This is a genomic window from Arcobacter sp. L (assembly GCF_000284235.1).
In the GTDB taxonomy this organism is placed as follows: domain Bacteria; phylum Campylobacterota; class Campylobacteria; order Campylobacterales; family Arcobacteraceae; genus Aliarcobacter; species Aliarcobacter defluvii.
Genome location: NC_017192.1, coordinates 1,646,920 through 1,667,410, shown reverse-complemented (window position 1 = coordinate 1,667,410; position 20,491 = coordinate 1,646,920). Strand labels below are relative to the sequence as shown.

General features: G+C 24.0%; 12 protein-coding genes. 4 read left to right on the top strand and 8 right to left on the bottom strand.

Annotation, left to right across the window (positions count from 1 at the left end):
- Positions 1-58 precede the first annotated feature (58 nt).
- On the bottom strand, positions 59-2,239 hold the full coding sequence (locus ABLL_RS08325; RefSeq protein WP_014474348.1) for a PAS domain S-box protein: 2,181 nt from the start codon (positions 2,237-2,239) through the stop codon (positions 59-61).
- A 302-nt stretch (positions 2,240-2,541) separates the two neighbouring features.
- Here ABLL_RS08325 and ABLL_RS08320 point away from each other — a divergent pair, with 302 nt between their 5' ends.
- Positions 2,542-3,645 (top strand): response regulator, encoded by a 1,104-nt coding sequence (locus tag ABLL_RS08320; RefSeq protein WP_014474347.1) that lies wholly within the window; start codon positions 2,542-2,544, stop codon positions 3,643-3,645.
- A 28-nt stretch (positions 3,646-3,673) separates the two neighbouring features.
- On the opposite strand, the gene ABLL_RS14710 is transcribed toward ABLL_RS08320, so the two are convergent.
- Positions 3,674-6,199 carry a sensor histidine kinase gene (locus tag ABLL_RS14710; protein ID WP_014474346.1) on the bottom strand — a complete coding sequence of 842 codons (2,526 nt, stop codon included), beginning with the start codon at positions 6,197-6,199 and terminating at the stop codon, positions 3,674-3,676.
- Positions 6,200-6,211: 12 nt separating this feature from the next.
- Entirely contained in the window at positions 6,212-8,161 is a 1,950-nt protein-coding gene (gene ligA, locus ABLL_RS08310; protein WP_014474345.1) for an NAD-dependent DNA ligase LigA, read from the bottom strand.
- A 145-nt stretch (positions 8,162-8,306) separates the two neighbouring features.
- Between ligA and ABLL_RS08305 the strand changes: the two genes are divergently transcribed.
- On the top strand, positions 8,307-10,343 hold the full coding sequence (locus ABLL_RS08305; RefSeq protein WP_014474344.1) for a methyl-accepting chemotaxis protein: 2,037 nt from the start codon (positions 8,307-8,309) through the stop codon (positions 10,341-10,343).
- 13 nt (positions 10,344-10,356) lie between these two features.
- Positions 10,357-10,698, top strand: a complete 342-nt coding sequence (locus tag ABLL_RS08300; protein WP_014474343.1) for a hypothetical protein — start codon at positions 10,357-10,359, stop codon at positions 10,696-10,698.
- Positions 10,699-10,706: 8 nt separating this feature from the next.
- On the opposite strand, the gene ABLL_RS08295 is transcribed toward ABLL_RS08300, so the two are convergent.
- From ABLL_RS08295 to ccsA, 4 genes are all read right to left on the bottom strand, one after another.
- The gene (locus ABLL_RS08295) at positions 10,707-11,999 is read right to left on the bottom strand and encodes a M20/M25/M40 family metallo-hydrolase (protein ID WP_014474342.1); all 1,293 of its coding nucleotides are present in this window, start codon (positions 11,997-11,999) and stop codon (positions 10,707-10,709) included.
- 37 nt (positions 12,000-12,036) lie between these two features.
- Positions 12,037-14,850, bottom strand: coding sequence for a transporter substrate-binding domain-containing protein (locus tag ABLL_RS14705; RefSeq protein ID WP_014474341.1), 2,814 nt, complete (start codon positions 14,848-14,850; stop codon positions 12,037-12,039).
- A complete protein-coding gene (locus ABLL_RS08285; RefSeq protein ID WP_014474340.1) occupies positions 14,847-15,569 on the bottom strand; it encodes a response regulator transcription factor in 723 nt (240 codons plus the stop codon). Before ABLL_RS08285 ends, ABLL_RS14705 begins: the two co-directional genes overlap by 4 nt.
- 128 nt (positions 15,570-15,697) lie before the next feature.
- Positions 15,698-18,439, bottom strand: a complete 2,742-nt coding sequence (gene ccsA / locus ABLL_RS08280) for a cytochrome c biogenesis protein CcsA (RefSeq protein WP_014474339.1) — start codon at positions 18,437-18,439, stop codon at positions 15,698-15,700.
- A 132-nt stretch (positions 18,440-18,571) separates the two neighbouring features.
- Here ccsA and cmoB point away from each other — a divergent pair, with 132 nt between their 5' ends.
- Entirely contained in the window at positions 18,572-19,486 is a 915-nt protein-coding gene (gene cmoB / locus ABLL_RS08275; protein WP_014474338.1) for a tRNA 5-methoxyuridine(34)/uridine 5-oxyacetic acid(34) synthase CmoB, read from the top strand.
- Positions 19,487-19,508: 22 nt separating this feature from the next.
- Here the strand turns inward: cmoB and ABLL_RS08270 are convergent, their stop codons facing one another.
- Entirely contained in the window at positions 19,509-20,483 is a 975-nt protein-coding gene (locus tag ABLL_RS08270) for a GGDEF domain-containing protein (RefSeq protein WP_014474337.1), read from the bottom strand.
- Between the last annotated feature and the right edge of the window lie 8 nt (positions 20,484-20,491).

Here is a 20,491-nt window from a genome sequence, read left to right as displayed (position 1 = left end):
ATATAGTAACAGAGATTATAAAAGTATAGAAAAAAGTAACATTTTGATTTTAATTCTTTTAATCTTTATATTTATTTCTAATCTCAATAAATTCATCGATATTCTCGAAAAATAGGTCTACAAGTATTGGATCGAAATGTTTTCCTTTTTCTTTTTTTAATAATTCAAAAATTTTTTCATCTTTCCATGCTTTTTTGTAACATCTGTCACTTCCAAGTGCATCAAAAACATCTGCAATAGCTGTTATTCTTCCATAAATGTGGATTTCTTCACCTTTTAATCCCAATGGATAGCCACTTCCATCATATTTTTCATGATGTTCTTTTGCTACAATTGCAGCAGTTTTTAAAATATCTCTATTTGAATCTTTCAAAATGTTATATCCAATTATAGAGTGTTCTTTCATTAATTCAAATTCTTCAATTGTTAGTTTATCAGGTTTTTTCAATATAGAATCAGGGATACCAACTTTTCCAATATCATGCATAGGTGAAGCAATTAAAAGATTATCAGCTTCATTTTTATCAATACCATATAATAAAGCTAGAAGTTTAGAATATTCTGCAACTCTTTTTACATGATTTCCTGTTTCTTTACTTCTTGTTTCTCCAATTTCTCCCATTTTATAGATAATCTCTTTTTGAGTTGATTGAATCTCTTCATTTAATTTAAATAATTCTGTTAAATCATTTATAATCCACATATATTCAATCGTAAAATTATTATCATCTTTAATTGGAACAATAGTTATATTTATCCAGTAATTATCACCATTTTTTGATTTATTATTTAAAATTTTGTTAAAAATCTTTTTATCATCAATTAATAGTTCAAGATTTTTAAATAAAGAATCTTCAATATCCTCATGTTTAAAAATCTTATAATCTGCTCCAATTAACTCTTTTCTTGAAAATTTAGTTAGTTCTAAAAACTTGTCATTCACATAAGTAATCTCTCCAAAGTTATTAGTTCTTAATAAGATATTACTTATATCAATTGCATTTTCATACTCTTTTGCAAGTTTTATTGAATGATTTAAATTTTCTTCTGAACCTTTTAATTTTAGTTTAAAATACTCTTTTACATTTTCTTGTTCTGTTATATCATTTCTTAAAGCAATAAATTCTTCTATGTTTCCATTTTTATCTAAAATAGGTTTTATAAAAGCTTCAACCCAATAATAACCACCATCTTTTTTTTTATTTTTTATTTTTCCTTTCCAAATTCTTTTTTTATTTTTTATTGTGTCCCAAATTTCCTCAAAGAGTTTTTTAGAACTATCTGGATGTCTTACAATATTGTGACTTTTACCTATTAATTCTTCTTTTTTATAACCAGATAATAAACAAAATTGTTTATTTACATAAGTTATAATTCCTTTATCATTTGTTTTTGAAACAATTGAACTTTCATCAACTGCATCTTTGTATTCTTGCAATAATAAAGAAGAATGAATTGATTCTTTTTGTCTTTTTTTATAATCAATCCATAAATCAATTTTTAAATATAATTCTTCAATTAAAACTGGTGTTCTTAAAATATCTACAACACCTAAATTATAAGCCTCTTTGATATTTGATATATTTTTTATATCTTTTAATATTATTGGAATTTGTAATTTATTAATTAAAAATTCATTTTTTTCTAAAAAAGATATTAGATTATAATTTTTTGAATTGCCATTTAATAAAACTAAATCAGGCTGCGTAGAATCTATTATTTCAGAAAAATCATCTAGATTTGAAGATAAAACAACTTGATAATTTCTTTTTTCTAGTAAATTCTTGAATTTTTGTTGTTTATTAGAAGAATCATCAATAATTAAAATTGTATTGTTTTTATTTTTTTCAATTTTTTCGATAGTTTCAAGAATTTGTTTACTTCTATTTACCAAAAAATCATCTTTTATAATAAAATCAATAGCTCCAATATTTGTAAAAGACTCTTTTTTTTCATTGTTTTTTTCTTTTGATAAAGCAAAAAACTTTATAGAATTTTTATTTAAAATAGTAATAAAATTATTATCTTTTATTTCAATAAGATTTATATCAAATAATAAATAGTTTATTTTTTCTTTTTTGATTATTTCTTTTGCTTTTTCTATTGTTGATACATTAAAAGTTATGTAACCTTTATTATTAAACTCTTTTGTCAATATTTCATTTATAACTTTTGAGTTATCTACTATTAAAACATTACATTTAATTTTATCAAAAATAAAATTCTTTTCAATTCTCATTTTTATCGCTTAGTAAATAATATAAATATTATTTTATTTAAATTAAAATTTAATAATTTAAAAAATAACTTATCTTTTCTTATATAATCGTACAACTTAAGTGTAACATAAAATCATAATTTTGTTATATAAAAAATTGTTTGAAATATTTACAATTTTTATTCCATTAAAAAAATAACTATAATAAAACTTGATAAAATGATATTTTTATAATACTTTTTTATAATATAATTAAATTAATAGATAAATATAAAGATGAAATTTTTTAAATTAATATTTCACTTAAAAATTATAGGAATAAAATGGAAAAATTTGCTATTTTGATTGTAGATGATATAGAAGAAAATATTTATTCATTGAGATTATTAATTGAAGAGAGTTTTGATGTAAATATTTTTACAGCATTAAATGCTAAAGAAGCGATTAAAATATTAGTTGAAAATAATATTGATTTGATTTTAACTGATATTCAAATGCCAGATATTGATGGATTTGAATTTGCTCAATATATAAAAGGTATAGATTCAATTAAACATATACCAATAATTTTTATAACAGGTATTTATGATAAAGATGAATATAAAAGTAAAGGTTATGATGTTGGTGGTGTTGAATATATAACTAAGCCAATTGACAAACATCTTTTAACTTCAAAATTAAAGATTTATATAGATATTTATAACAAAATAAAAGCAACAACAGAAAAATTAAATGAAACTCAAGATTTACTAATTCAAAATAGCAGAATTGCTTCAATGGGCGAAATGGTAGGTTTAATTTCTCATCAATTAAAACAGCCATTAAATGTTTTATCAATGTATTGTGATGATGTAAATATGTCTTATGATTTTAATGAACTTGATGAAGAACATATGAAACGTTTTTCAGATAATACAAAAAAACAGATTAACTATATGGATGCTACAATAAATGGTTTTTTAAATTTTTTTAAACCCAATAAAAAAAAGGAAGAATTTTTACTTAAAAATTGCATTGTTAAAACAGAAGAGATATTAAAAAATAAAATAAAAGTATATAGTGCAAATATAAATTTAGATTTGGATGAAGATTTAAAAATTTTTGGTGTTGAAACGGAATTGTTACAATTGATAATTAATATTGTAAATAATTCTTTAGATGAATTTAAAGAAAGAGATATTAAAGAACCAGAAATATTTATAAGTGCACATAAAGAAAATGATAAAACAGTTCTTATTTTAGAAGATAATGCAGGTGGTGTTGAAAAAGAAAATTTAGACAGAATATTAGAACCTTATTTTACAACCAAAGAAAATGGAACTGGTATAGGTTTATATTTAGTTAAAATAATTGTTGAAAACAGTTTTGAAGGTAAACTAGAAGTAGTAAATGCAGATAAAGGATTAAAGTTTATTATTATACTTTAAAAATAAATAGATGATAAAAATCATCTATTTATATACTATTCATCTCTTCATTTGAAATTGGAAGTTTAAAAGATTTTTCAATTTTATCTTTATTTATAAAATCTAATTCATCATTCGAATAAAGAACAATCAAGTTATTAACTAATTTTTCATTTATTTGATTTCTTTCTAAATCAGTTAATTTTGAAATATCAATTATAATTTTTGAATTTTCATTCTTATTTTTTAAATCAATCAACTTTTCTAAGGAATTTGTTTGTTTAACAATATATTTTTTATTTAATACGGTAATTAAATTTAAAAAAGTGATTGGATCATTATTTAGAATTAAAACAGTATCTTTATTTTTTTTCTCCTTAGTAGAATCTTTTTCTAATTCTAGATTTTCATATGAATTTATTGTTGATTTATCTTCAATTACACTTAGCATTTCATTTGAACTATTTATATCATTTCTAAAATTTTTAGGGATTAATAATTCAAAAATTGTTCCTTTATTTAATTCACTTTTTACATCAATTTTTATACCTAATAATTCACATAATTCTTTAGAAATTGCTAATCCAAGTCCTGTTCCACCATATTTTCTAGTTGTACTACTATCTACTTGTTTAAATCTTTCAAAAATTTTATTAAGATTCTCTTGAGCAATACCAATACCATCATCTTCTATATTTATTTTAATAAAATCATTTTCATTTTGAACTTTTAATCTAATTTGACCTTTATTTGTAAATTTAACAGCATTACTTAAAAGATTATTGATTATTTGTTTTAATTTTCCTAAATCTGTATAAATATCTTCAATATCTTCATTTATTTCTAAAACAAATTCCAAATTTTTATTTTTGGCTTGTTCATAAAATTTATTATAGATTGTTTGAATAGATTTTTTTATATCAATTTTTTCTATAATAAGATTTGTTTTTTTTGCATCCAGTTTTGATAAATCTAAAATATCTGTTATTAAATAAATTAAATCTTTACCACATTTATTTATAATTTTGATATTTTTTAATTGAGTTTCATCTAAAGAATTAGATTTATTTTTAAGCATAATATCACTGATTACATTTATTGAATTTAATGGAGTTTTTAATTCATGACTCATATTTGCAAGAAAATCATCTTTTGCTCTATTTGCTTCTTCTGCAAAAACTTTTGCATCATATAGTTTTTTGTTTTTCTGATTTAATTCATTAATCATTTCTGAAAAATTTTGATTTAATTGAGAAATTTCTAATATATTTGTATCAAAAATTTTTACCTTATTGCTTGTCTCTTTTATTTGTGAAGTTTGCTCAGATAAATCAATAATAGGTTGAGTAATTGAAAAAGAAAATTTATTGATTTTTTTTAATAATAAATAGAAAAATATGATATAAAACACTAATAATAAAACAATAGCAATATAACCAATTTTATCTGATAAATTTTTTAAATATTCAATTGATGCAAATATGTTCTTTTTATCAATCAAAATCATTAGTTTCCAGTTTGTTTCATTTATATTTTGTTGTAGTGTTAGATATTCATTATTGTCGATTTTTAGTGTTGAAAGAGTTTTATTATTTTTTATCAAATCTTTAAAATGTTCTGCAAATGGACTTTTATTTTTTAATAGATTAAATTCTTCAGGTTTAGAAATAGTTTTTAAAATAGCATCTGTATATAAATGCTCTTTTAACTCTTTTAGTCCCAATAATTCTTCTATTTTTTCAGGCATAGCAATAATCATACCATCTTTATCAACCATAAATAAATTTGCATCATATGGAAGTTTTCTATTTAAAATATTTTTAACAAATCTATCAATTGTAATATCAAGTCCTGTAACTCCTTCTAAAAAATCATTTTTGTATATTGGAACTATACATGATAACATCCAACCATTTCCAGCTGGATCAAGATAAGCTCCCGTCCAAACAGGTTTTTTATCTGGATTATGTTTTTTATTGGCTAAATAGTAAAAATTATAATCTTCCATATTTATGTGTTCACCATATTGCTCATAAACTTTTGGAATAAAAGGATATAAACGATTCATATTATCCCAAGAGTTAAAATATGCTGCAACAATATCCGGATTTATATCTACAACACTTTTTAAAGATATATCCATAGCTTCAGTAAATGTTGCTTTATCTATTTCTTTTTGTGATATAGGTGTTTTAGAAGAATAATATAAACTTGCTCCTATTTCATTTGTTTTATAAAAGACACCATTTTGTGCAATTGCAAATTTTGGTTCATTATTTGGTAAACCAAATCTATTTGGGTTTTCAAAAATTGCTTGGTGTTCATTTTGTAAAAGAAGTGCTATTTTTGAAACTTCATTTAATTTTTCACTAATAAAATTAGCTTCATTCTCAAGTATTGCTTGAGAATGTGATTGGGCTTCATTAAGTAATAAATTAATATTTTTTGAGGAAATATATGCATTGATTGAAAAGTACATCACTAATAATGCAACTTCAACAACTAAAATTGGAATTAAAGAGTATCTAACAAAATGTTTAGATAAAAACTTTTCAAGTCGTTGCTTTTTTACCATTTATATTTCCTTTTAAGAAATTAGTTTGTTCATTTCATCTTCTGTTATTGTTGTAACATTTAGTTCAATGGCTTTATCATATTTACTTCCTGCATCTTCTCCAAAAATCACATAATCTGTTTTTTTAGAGACACTTGAAGCTACTTTTGCACCTAATAATTCAAGTGTTTTTTTAATCTCACCTCGGCTAATACTCATTGTTCCAGTGATAACAACAGTTTTTCCTTTAAAAGGATTTTCTTCTACTTCAATTTTCTCTTCAACTTTTGGATTTATTATAGAGATTAATTTTTCTACTAACTCTTTATTTACTCTCATAAATTCAGTAAATGAGTTTGCCATTTGTTCACCAATTCCATCTAAGGCTATAAGTTGTTCAAAAGTTAAATTTATAACATTTAATCCAAATTCTAAGCAGATTTGTTTTGAAGCTACTTCTCCAATATGTTCAATTCCTAAAGCATTGATAATTCTATGAAGTTCACTTCCTTTTGTATTTTCTATTGCATTTAGAAGATTATTTATTTTTTTTTCTTTAAAACCTTCTAAGTCTTGTAAATCATCATATTTTAATGAGTAAATATCTAAAATATCATAGATTTTTTTCTCTCTTACAAGTTGTTCAACTATTTTATTTCCTAGTCCATCAATATTCATACAATTTTTACTTGCAAAATAGATGATAGAGTTTACAACTCTTGAAGGACAATCAAGATTTTGACATTTTATAAGTGCACCTTCATCTAAAAGTTCACTAGAACAATCAGGACAAGAAGTAGGGCGAGGAATATCAAATTGAGTTCCATCTCTTCGTTCAGTAAAAACTTTTGTAATTTTTGGAATAACATCACCACTTCGTATGATTATTACTTCATCATTGATTTTTATATCTTTTCTTGCAATTTCATCAAAGTTATGTAAACTTGCTCGTTCTACTATAACTCCTTCAATATCTGTTGGTTCAACAACAGCAACAGGAGTAATAACTCCTGTTCTTCCAACTTGTAAGATAATATCTTTGATTTTTGTTGTTTTTTCTAAAGCAGGGAATTTATATGCACATGACCATCGTGGAAATTTAACTGTATAACCTAATTCATCTTGTGTTTCGATGTCATCTATTTTTATAACCATTCCATCAAGCATCATTTCTATATTATCTCTTACTGCAATAATCTCATGGTAAAGTTTTTCAATTCCTTCAACACTTGAAGTTAAAGTTTGCATAGGTGGTTTTACAAAACCTAAAGAGTAGATATAATCCATCATTTCAGAGTATTTTGTATATCCAAGTGAGTTTAAACCAACTCCCCAAACATTAAAAAACAGTTTTCTTTTTGCTGTGATATTTGGGTCAAGTTGTCGCAAACTTCCAGCAGCTGCATTTCTTGGATTTGCAAAAACTTGTTCGTTGTTTTTTATTCGCTCAATATTTATTTTTTCAAAGTCAGCTTTTTTTATAACAATTTCACCTCTGATTTCTATCAATGATTTTTCTTCTATTTGAAGTGGAATAGAAAAGATTGTTTTTACATTGTTTGTTACATCTTCTCCAATACTTCCATCACCTCTTGTAATTGCTTGTTTTAAAATACCATTTTCATAGATGATATTTAGTGAAGCTCCATCAAATTTTGGTTGACAATAAAAATCTAAATTTGTTGCTACTTTTGAAGCTCTTTTTATCCAATCTTCAAGTTCTTCTGTATTAAAAACATCTTCTTGTGACCACATACGAGATAAATGTGAAGCTTTTTCAAAACCTTCTAGTACAAATCCACCAACTCTTTTATTTGGTGAATTTGGATGTGAAAGTTGTGGATTTTCTTGTTCAAAAGCTAAACAAGCACGAGATAGTTTATCATACTCTTCATCAGTTGCTATTGGATTATCAAATACATAATAGGCTTTAGCCCAAGAGATTAATTTTTCAATATTTAAATCATATTCATTTTTTGTCATAACGTCTCATTTTATTAATTTAAAAGAAATAATTATACTAAATTGATTTAGTAGTTTAGATAAATGTCATTTTTAGTAGAGAATAATATTAAAAATTTTTATGTTATACTTATTAGAATATAAGATAAGTGAAGTAGGAGAGAAAGTGGAAAGTAGTGCTTTGAAATTTAGTATTGCAAAAAAAATGTTCATCTTTGGGGTGGGTGTATTTGTAATAATTTTAGTAATGGCTGTTTTTAAATTTAATACAGTTTTAAATGCAGATAAAAATTTTGATATTTTTAAAGAAAAAGCTGTAAATGGTAAATTTTTAGCTTTAGATATTGAAAAAGAGTTAAATTTGATGGATAGTTCTGTAAAAAATATTTTTTTAGGAAATTCTTATGATGAAAATCTTGCAAATATTTTAAAAAATAAAGAAAATATAGAAAAACTTTTTGAAGAGTTGTATTTAAGTTTTAAAGGAACTTTTAATCAAGATAAAAAACTTAAAGAGACAATAGATTCAAAAGAAAAAACATTTGCTTTATTAAATCAAATTTTAGTTGACATAAAAAGTTTAAAAGATTTAAATAAAACTCCTGAAGTTTTAAGTTTGATGTACAAGCAGCATCTTGAAAAAACAGAAAATTTATCGAAATTAAGTAAAGAAGCATTTGACATAATAATTAAAACAAAAAATAATGGTTTAAATATTAGAACTAAAGCTTATCATGAAGAAATGACAAGTCTAAAAAACTTTATTTTTATAGAATCATTTATTATTTTATTTATAATCATTTTTGCACTTTTTATTTTAACAAAAGATATTGTAGGTTCATTAAATAAGTTTAAACATGGTCTAAATGCTTTTTTTGATTTTCTAAATAGAAAAAATGAAAATATTGAACTTATTGATATTAAAAGTTCTGATGAATTTGGTCAAATGGCAAATTTGATTAATGAAAATGTTAAAAATATTCAAAATAATTTAGAAGAAGATAAAAAACTTATTGATGATGCATCTATTGTAATTTCAAGAGTTAAACATGGTTGGTATAGTCAATTAATTGAAGAAAAAACTTCAAATAAAACATTAGCTATTTTAAAAGATGGTATTAATGATATGATTAAATCCACAAAACAGCACTTTGTTACTATAAATGAAACTTTAGAAGAGTATGCAAAATATAATTATATAAATGAATTAAAATTAGATAATATTGAAAAAGGTGGAGTTTTTGAGTTATTAATCACTGATATAAATAAATTAAGAAGTGCAATTAACTTAATGCTTCAAGAAAATAAAAGAAATGGATTAACTTTAAATGAATCTTCGAATATTCTTTTATCTAATGTAGCAAAATTAAATCAAAGTTCAAATGATGCAGCTGCAAGACTTGAAGAAACAGCTGCTGCTTTAGAAGAAGTTACAAGTAGTATTTCAAACTCAACTTTAAAAATTTCAGAAATGGCACAAATATCAAATAATGTAACAACTTCTGCAAATCAAGGCGAAAAATTGGCTTCAAAAACAACTAATGCAATGGAAGAGATAAATCAAAAAGTTGAAGCAATAAATGAAGCGATAAGTGTAATAGATCAAATAGCATTTCAAACAAATATACTTTCACTTAATGCAGCAGTAGAAGCAGCAACTGCAGGAGAAGCTGGAAAAGGATTTGCTGTTGTTGCTGCTGAAGTAAGAAATCTTGCTAGTAGAAGTGCAGAAGCAGCACGTGAAATAAAGAATTTAGTACAAGATGCAACTGTTAAAGCTGATGAAGGAAAAGAAATTTCAAATGAAATGATAAAAGGATATAGTTTATTAAATGAAAATATAAACCAAACAATAAGTTTAATTTCAGAAATAACAACATCTTCAAAAGAGCAGCAAAAAGGTGTAGAACAAATAAATGATGCTATTAATAGTTTGGATAAGCAAACACAAGAAAATGCTTTAGTTGCAAATATGACGAATGATATAGCAAAAAAAACTTCAAAAATTGCAAAAAAAATAGTTGAGAGTGCAGATGAAAAGGAATTTGAAGGCAAAAATTCTATAAAGATAGAAGATAGTAAAATAGAAAAAGAAATATCAAACGAAAACATATCAAAAACAAATAAAGCTATTTCTAATCAAAAAGTTGAAAAAATACAAGCAATAAAAAATAAAGAAGATGATGAGTGGGAAAGTTTTTAATAATAGGTGATTTATGAGTTATTTAGATATTTGTATAATTGGTTGGAATTTAAATGCTTTGATGTTTGTATTAAATTTTTTAATAGCAATACGAGTTATTTCTAATCAAGATAGAACAAAATTACAAGAAGAGAGTTTAGTTTTAAAAGAATTAAAAGAGGAATTAGATAAGTATTATCCATATAGAACATATGCTACAGTTTTAGCTTATATGGTACCTTTTACAGCTTTTTTTAGAATTTCTTTTAGGCTTGTAGAAATGTTTTTATTTTTTCAAAAGAATGAAGAAGCAAAACTTTTTGACTATATGGTATATAAATATAGTTATGATATTGAAAAGGCTAGAAATAAATAGGAAAAATCCTATTTCATTTCTTGAGTTATTTTTTTTACAATTTTATAAACATTTTCTACTGATTTTATTGAAACTTGTTCTTTTTTAGAGTGAGGAAAGTTTATAGTAGGTCCTATTGAAGCTACTTTTATATGAGGATATTTGTCTTTAAATATTGCACATTCAAGTCCAGCATGAATAGCTTCAAGTGAAGCTTTAGGATTAACCTCTTTATAGATTTCTAAAACTTTTGATGTAAATTCATTTATATCTGGTTTCCAAGCTGGATATTTTCCATTTGTTTCAACAATAAAGTTATAATCTTCTAACATTTTTATTGTTTCATCTTTTAGATTTTTTAATTCAGTATTATCCATAGACCTAGCGCTTAATTCTATTTTTATTTCATTTATTCCAGTTTTTATGATTGCAAGATTTATAGAGTTTTGAACAACTTTTAATTCATCATTCATAGCTCTTACACCATTTTGAAAATCATATATAAAATCAATAATTTTGTCATCATAAACATTTAAATGTTCAGATTTTGTATCTATTTTTTCTATTTCCATAAATTCATGGCTAGCAATTGGAGTAGATTTTGAAGCAATTATTGCTTTTACATTAACAGGAATTGAGTTGATTCTTTCTCCTCCGTTTATATCAAGAAGTTTTCCATCACATTCTTTTATAGTTTTTGCAATTAGTTTTATACCATTTGGAATATTTTTATCTATATCAACTCCACTGTGCCCACCTTGAAGTTTAGAAATAGTTATTTCATATAAATCAAGATTATCTGTATTTGGAATAATTTTTTTATTTGAATTAATTCCAAAAATATCAACTCCTCCTGCACAACCTATACAAATCTCTCCTTCTTCTTCACTATCAAGATTTAGCATATAAGAGGCATTTAGTGGTAGACTTAAATTATTTGCTCCAATAAGTCCAATTTCTTCATCACTTGTAAATAAAAACTCTCCATCATATTTTTCACACATTAAAGCAATCATATATGAACATCCAATTCCATTATCACTTCCTAGTGTTGAATCAGTAGCTTTTAATAAATCTCCATCTTGTACAATATTAGGAACACAATTATCACTTAAACAAACAATATCATAGTGAGATTGGAAGACTAATTTTGCATTTGAATTTTCTTTTTTACATAAAATATTATTATATTCATCAACTAAACATAAATATCCTAATTCTTTTGATAAATTTTTCATATAATTTATAAATGCTTCATGAGTTCCTGAACATCTTGGAATTGCAGTAATTTCTTTAAAAATATCAATTATATTATTGTCCATTTTCTAAAAATCCTTTAAATTTTTTTGTATTATATCATTATAAACTAAGAGGTAATTTTATAGTAAAAAGAGCACCATTTTCACTATTTATTACACTTAGATTTCCTTTACAATGATCATCAATTATAATTTTACTCATATAAAGTCCTATACCTGTTCCTTCTTTTTCTTTTTTTGTTGAAAAATATGGATCAAATACTTTATCAATAATATCAGGTGAAATTCCACCTGCATTATCTTTTATTTGAATTATTATAGAATCAGCTTCTTTATAAGTTTTTATACTGATTTTTTTATTTTTAATTCTTCTTTCAATAAAAGCATCTTCTGCATTTTTTAAAATAATTAGAATTACTTGTTGTAATTCAGTAGTATATGTAATGATTTTTTCATTGAAATTATTGTTTATTTTTAGTTCAATATTTTTTGATACAAAAGAAGTTTTTATAATATTTACAGATTTTTCTATTAGTTCTTCTAAAGTAGTTTCACTTTTTATTTTATCAGTTTTAAAGAAATTTCTGAAATCATCTATTGTTAAAGATAGATGTTGTGAATAATCTATTATTAGATTTAACTCTTTTTTTAATTGTTCATTATCTATTTTTTCATCTAATAAAAGTTTTAATAATAAAGTATTAGTTGTTGCACTAATAGCTGATAATGGTTGTCTCCATTGATGTGCAATCATACTAATCATTTCTCCCATTTGAGCCAGTCTTGATTGTTGAATTAATTGATTTGTTTTTTCTTTATTTTTTTTGATTTCTTCTTCAATACGCTCTTCTAATTTATAAGTTAAACTTTCAAGTTCTTTTTCCATTTTTTTACGTTTATTAATATCTCTAATAACTGTATGAATAACAGATATATTATCTATTTCAATTGCTGTAAGAACTACTTCTATCCAAAGTTTTTCAGAATCTTTATTTTGATGAATCCATTCAAAACTACAAATTCCGTTTTTTAGAACTTCATTTATTTTTTCTTGAGCTTTTATAGATGATTCTTTCATATTTAATTGATATTTAGGAGAAATATCAGGTAAAAATTTATTTAGAAGTTCATCTTTCTCATATTGAAGGATTTTTAAGCTTGCTTCATTACAATCAATAATTTTATTATCTTTTATAAGTAAAACACCATCTGCTGATTTATTATATAGTTTTTCAAAAAGTTCTTTTTGTTTTTCAATTAATTTTGTTTTTTCTGCAATTTCATTATTTGCAAGTTTTAAAAGTCTGTTATGTTTATTTAAAATTACTTGTCTATAAGTTAAAACACTTAAAATAATAAAAATAAAAGATAAAACTTTCCATAATAAAGAATAATCATACGAATCTTTTAAAAAAGAGTTTGTCCATTTATTGGATATTGTTGTATACTCATACTCTTTTATTTGACTTATTGTTTTATTGAAAATCTCATATAAAACATAATTTTCTTTTAATATTGCAAATTTTACATTTAATGTCATGTCAGTATATCTTGATATATAAATATCATTTAAAGCATATTTAGACATATAATAAGTTATTACAGGTAAAGGTTCAACTGCATAATATACTTTATTGTTATTTACAGCTTCTAGGGTTTCATAATCATTTGATGTTTCAAAAATATTTATATTAGGATATTTTGATTTTAGAAGATTGAGGGTTTCAGAAGTTGATTTCTTTGACATTGTTTTGTTTATAATTTCATCTAAATTTTGAACAACAGGTTTGTTCTTTTGAGTTATGATTGCTAATTTATAACTTAAAATAGGAGTTGTTAAAAGTGCAATATTTTTTAAATTTGTATTTTCAATTGTTGTTGGTAAAATATCACAAGTTCCATTTTTTAAGTAGTTTATAGCTGTTTGATAATCATTAACTTTTATATCTTCAAATTTAATAGCTAATTTTTTTGCTATTAAATTTAATAAATCTATGTTTATTCCTTGAAATTGATTATTTTCAAAAAATTCAATAGGTTTTAAATCTATAATATGGCAGATTTTTATAGAGTGTTTATTAATATAATTTTTTTCATCATTTGTTAAAAAATTCTTTTCATTTTTAATATCTGTTGTTCCAAACCATTTCTTTTTTAAGTTTAATAATTCTTCGTCTGAAACGCTATTTTGAGCTTTGATTAAAATAGTGTTTAGTAAAGGTTTGTTTTTTGATGTTGCTATTCTTATATGACTTATTAATTTATCTTCATCTATATAGTTTGTAGGAATAACTTCTGAAATATTTTTAGTTGATATTAAATAATCTAAAACATTTTTTTTATCAATAGTTGCATCAGCTTTACCTAAAGATAACAATTTTAATGCTTCAAGAGAATCTTTTACTAAAATTTGATGTATATTTGGATAATTCTTTTCTAGATATTCTTGAGCAAAAAAACCTTTTGGCATTACGATAGTTTTACCTTCAAGTTTTTCTAATGAATCTAGAGTTTCATTTCCTTTTTTTACATAAATTGCATTTGAAGCTAAATGATAGATATTTGAAAAATCAAAATATTTTTCTCTTTCTTTATTTTTTGAAATATTTATAATTGCATCGATTTCATCTTTTTTTAACATTTCCATAAATTCATCCCAAGATGGACCAGTGATATATTTTATTTTGATATTTAATTTTTTTGCTAATAAATTCATATAATCAATCGCAAAACCTTTTGGAATGCCATTTTCATTGAAATTATATGGAGGCCAGTTTAGTTCATTTTGTATTTTTAAAGGTTGATTTTCTACTAAAAATTTATATTCTTCTTTTGTTAATACTATTTCATTATTATTTGCATTTAATGATATATTGAGAATTATGATAAAAAAAATGAAAAATGAAAATTTCATTCTTCATTTTCTTCATATTTCAATGTATAACCATGAGAATAAACTGTTTCAAATAAATCATAATTTAGTTTTTGTTTTAATCTTGTGATTAAATTTCTTAATTTTTTAGTATTATTTTCATAGTTATTAAATAGATGATATTCTATTTCATCATAACTTTTTGAGTTACAATTAGTAGAAATAAACAGTTCAAAAAGTTTTCTTTCATATTTTGATAATTTGATTATTTCATTGTTTTTTTGTAATTGATTTATATTTTTATCCCAAATAAAACCTGATTTTAATTTGACTTTATTATCAAACTTCTTTTCTAAATCATATTTTTGAATTAAATTATATAAAGTTTGTAATATTTGTTCTAAAGTGTATGGTTTTAGGATATATCCGTCAATTCCTTGATTTATAGTCTTCAAAAAATATTCTTTATCATCGTGTGCTGAAAGAACAATAATAGGTATCTTTTTATCAATTCTTCTTACTGATTCAATTAGTGAAATACCATCAACTAAAGGCATTTTTATATCTGTAATAATTAAATTAAAACTAGCTTCTTTAAATAGTTCAAGAGCTTCTTTTCCATTATTTGCAAGTTCAATTTTTTTAAAGAAAGATGATAACATTTTTGTTGTTTGTTGTTGTACATCAATATTATCTTCAATATATAATACATTGAAGTTTTTTGTATAAGATATAATATTCTTTAATTTATCACTATGCATTATTTTCCTAAGATTAAATTTAAAAGGTGAATATTATATGAAAAGTTTGATATTAAATAAGTTAAATTTTGTTTTATGAGATTAAAATAATTTTTTGAGGAGTTAAATAACTTAACTCCTCAAATTTTTTAGATAGTTTCTTTTAAATCTCTATTTCTAAATGCAAGTATAATAGTAATAATTGCTACAGAGACTGTTATATAAGCCCAAACTGGAATTGGAACAGGATCTCCTGTTGCATAAGAGTGCATTCCAGATAGATAGAAGTTAACTCCTACATAAGTCATAATTATTGAACTAAATCCTAAAAGTGAAGCTGTAGCTAATGCATAAGGTGTATTTAATGATTTAACAAATCTTAAATGAAGTACAATTGCATAAACAACAATTGATACATAAGCCCAAGTCTCTTTAGGATCCCATCCCCAATATCTTCCCCATGATTCATTTGCCCAAACACCACCAAGGAAATTTCCAATTGTAACAGCAGCAAGACCAATAATTAAAGCAATTTCATTAATTGCAGAAATATGTTTGATTATTGGATCAAGGTGAGGTTTTCTTTTTCTAAAGATGAACATAACTAAAGTTAAGAAACCTAATATTGCTCCTAATCCAAAGAATCCGTATGAAGCTGTTAAAATAGAAACGTGAATAGTTAACCAGTACGATTTTAATACAGGAACTAAGTTTGTGATTTGTGGGTCAACATCTGTTAAGTGAGCTGTAAACATGAAAATCCCAGCAATAATAACAGCTGCTCCTAAAGCTAAAAGTGATTTTCTAAAGAAAATAACTCCTGCAAATACAGCAGACCAAGAAATATAAACTAAAGTTTCATAAATATTTGACCAAGGTGCATGACCTGAAAGTACCCATCTATAACCCATTCCAAATGTTTGTAATGCAAATAATATTGCTAAAACAACAAAAAATGATTTAGTAATTTTTTCGAATTTAAATTCTGGTTTAAATATAATCATAAGTGCAACAACAAGCATTACGAAACCAAGAAGCATATAAGCTAAAGTTAATTTAAAGAAAATATCTATCTTATTAAATAATATTTCAGCATCAATTTTTGATTTTGGAAGCATTACATCAGCTCCAACTCTTTCTTGATATAAAGAAATCATATTTATAAAATTATCAGCATCTTCCCATTTATTTTCAACAATTGCATTTATCAATCCTCTTGTTATTGTTTCAACAGCAGCTTGATTTTGTCCTGTGAAGTTTTGCATTGCTTCTAATGGAGAATACCATTTAAAATTATCATCTTGATTATTTGTATCTTTTACTTTAGGATAGATATTTAGTAGTGAACCATTAAATACAGAATACATAATATTTAATTTTTCATCAAGTTTTATAATATCCTTTTCGTAAGTTCCTCTTTCAATTGGTTTTGTTTGTAGAGCTTTTTCAGCTTCTGCTGCTAATAAATATTCTCCATCTTTAAATACCTCTGAAAAAGCAATATATTTTTCATTTACATCAACACCTAAAAACTTTTTAAGTTTTGGAGTTTGAATTTTAATCATTTTCACATCTTTCCAAACATCAGGTTTAGATAACATTCCAATTACTAATTGATCAGCTGTCATTCCTAAAAAAGTAGCTCTTCCACTTAATTTTTGTATTATTTCTCTATCTAATGTTGCTAATGGTTTCATTCTTCCACCATTACTTTGCACAACTAAATGACCAAATTTATCAGCTGTTTGTAAAGATTCATCTTTTAATTTATTTAAATAATCAACAGTTAATTTTGAATTATCAACTTCAGGTTGATTTTCAGCTGCTTGTAAAGAATTTGTTGCAAATGTACATGCAATAGCAATTGCAAGTGCAGCAATATTTTTACTACTTACAAATTTAGTTAATTTCCAAAATCTTGATTTTTTATCAAAGAAATTTAAAAGTAATCCAAGTGTTAATAAAAAATATCCTAAATAAGTTGGCCATTTTCCTGGGTCATTATTTACAGATAAAACTGTTCCTGTTTCATCAGGGAAATATGAACTTTGGAAAAATAAGAAATTTCCTTCACTTAAAGTTCTATTCATAAAAATTCTATAGTCATAAGATTTTCCATCCTCTTTTATTACTGTAACTTCAGATGCATATGAAGAAGGAGACATACTTCCTGGATATCTATCAAGTTGGAAGTCATTTAATTTAATAGAAAAAGGTAAATCAACAATTTTTGAACCATAACCTAAAGTTACTTTTAAATCACCAAATTGTATATCCCTTGGAATAGGAGCTTGTCCTCTAATTCCTGGCAATCTTAATTCCTGTTTTTCTCCATTATAAGTAACTTCTACAGTTGTTAATCCCATTTTAGCACCATTTTTTTTCACAAACATATAATCTTTATAGTTTACTTCTAAAGATTTATCTCCAAAATGAATAACATGAGAAAATTTATTTAATTCAGGAAATAAAGATGTAAACTCTTTTTGATATTCTTGATAATAAATTTTTTCACCATCTTTTATAGTAACTTGTAAATAAGGTTCAAGAGAAAGCATTTGATTCTCTGTTTTACCTTCTGGTATTTGCATAATACCCTCATATCCAATATATCTAGTAATTCCAGCACCAATTAAAATGATAACAAAAGATGAGTGAAAAATGAATCTAGCTTTATTTCTCCACATTTTGTATTTAAAAATTATTCCAACTAAATTGATTGCAGTTAATACAAGAATTGTTTCATACCAAAGGTTATTATAAACCAAAACTCTAGCTGAAGAAGTACCAAAATCATTTTCAATAAATGTAGCAACTCCTGCGCCAATTGCTAATAAAGCAAGTAATATAAGTGTAGTCTTAAACGAGAATAAGACATTTGTAAGCTTCAAAAAATATCCTTTTAATTTTAGTTTTGTCGATTATATTAATAAGAGGTTAACTTAGCGTTAATGAAATGTCAATTTTCTGTTATACTTATTAATTTAAGATGGAATTTTATCTTAAAAATTTATAATTACACCATGAATTTAGAAATATTACAAAATAAAAAACAAGAATGTCGTACTTGGAAAAATGTTGAACCTTGGTATTTACAGCTTCAAGAAGCTTGTAAAATAAAAAAATCAGATTTGAAAATAGACTATGGTGATTGGTTTAGTGTAGGAAAAAGAGAAGATTTAACAAATGACGAATATGAAGTTATAGTTAAAACAGCTAAAAAATTAATCCCTTGGAGAAAAGGTCCTTTTAATGTTTTTGGTTTAGAAATAGATAGTGAATGGCAAAGTAATATTAAATACAATCTTATACGTCCTTTTTTTAATCTAAAAGATAAAATTGTTGCTGACATTGGTTGTAACAATGGTTATTATATGTTTAGAATGCTTGAAGACAAACCAAAAAGATTAATTGGTTTTGATCCATCACCTTTAACTTTACATCAATTTGAGTTTATAAATCATTTTGTGAAATCAGAAATAATCTATGAAATGCTAGGAGTTGAGCATTTAGAATTTTATAATCATAAATTTGATTTTATTTTTATGCTTGGAGTCTTATATCATAGACCAGACCCAGTTGGAACTTTAAAATCATTGGCAAGAGGATTAAATAGTAAAGGTGAAATTTTAATTGATACTTTTATGATAGATGGCGAAGATGAGATTTGTTTGACACCAAATAAAAGATATTCAAAAATTCCAAATATCTATTTTATTCCAACAATTCCTGCACTTAAAAATTGGTTAGAAAGAGCAGGGTTCGAAGATATCGAAATTCTTGCTACAACAGTTACAACATCCGAAGAACAGAGAAAAACAGAATGGTCTTTTGATCAAAGTTTAGAAGATTTTTTAGATGAAAATGATAATACAAAAACTGTTGAAGGATATCCAGCACCCAAAAGAGTTTATGTAAAAGCTAAAAAAGTTTTATAAAAAATATGAAAGATACTAAAGATTAAAATAAATCAATAGTATCTTCTGCACTTAAATCACTAAATTTAAATAGTTGACTTCTCCCTTTATTCTTTGCTTCGTATAAAGCAATATCTGCATTTTTTATACAATCTGTTATTGTAATATCAGAGTTTATTTTGTAGATTTCAAATCCGATACATATAGTCTTTTTTAATGTTTGTTTAGTTTGTTCATTAACAAGAATATCAATTTGTGCAAAATCTGATATTATTTTTTTTGCTAATTCACAAGCTTGATATTCATTTGCATTATTTAAAATAGAAACTAAAAACTCATCTCCATTTAATCTTCCAACCATATCAAATTCATTTATATTTGAGTGAATTACTTTTGCAAGTTCGATTAAAACTCTATCTGCAACATCATAATCAAATTCATCAATTACTGCTTTAAAATGGTCAATTCCTATCATCAAAAAGTAAATTTCATCTTGTTTATTATTTGAAAGTCTAAGATGCGTTGTTAAATTTTCGATTAAATAATTTCTATTGTAAACATTTGTAACTGAATCTAAAGATGAAGAATCTATAAAGTTCTTCTTTAAAATTGCACTTTGAACCATAGGTGAAATTTGAAAGAAAGCAGCTTCAATAACTGAATATTTTTCTTCTAAAATTTTAAAATGTACTTTTGAAGTTGCACAAAAAGAGACAGTTGCATTTAAACTTGTATGTGTATTTATTATAAAAAAATGAGATAAATCATCATCTAGATAAAATTCTTCACCTTTTACTAAAATCTCTTCTTTTGTATTTTTATTTATATCAAAAAGTGAGAATACCATATTATCTATATTAAATTCTTTGTTTAACCAAGAAAATATATCCTCTGCTAGCTGTTTTATATTTGTAGCATATTGAAGTTGTTCATGTAGGCTAAAAATACTAACTAAAGATTTATACGCATCTTCATTTGTAGCAGATAATTTTATTAATTCAAGAATCTTATTTTTCATATTTCTAC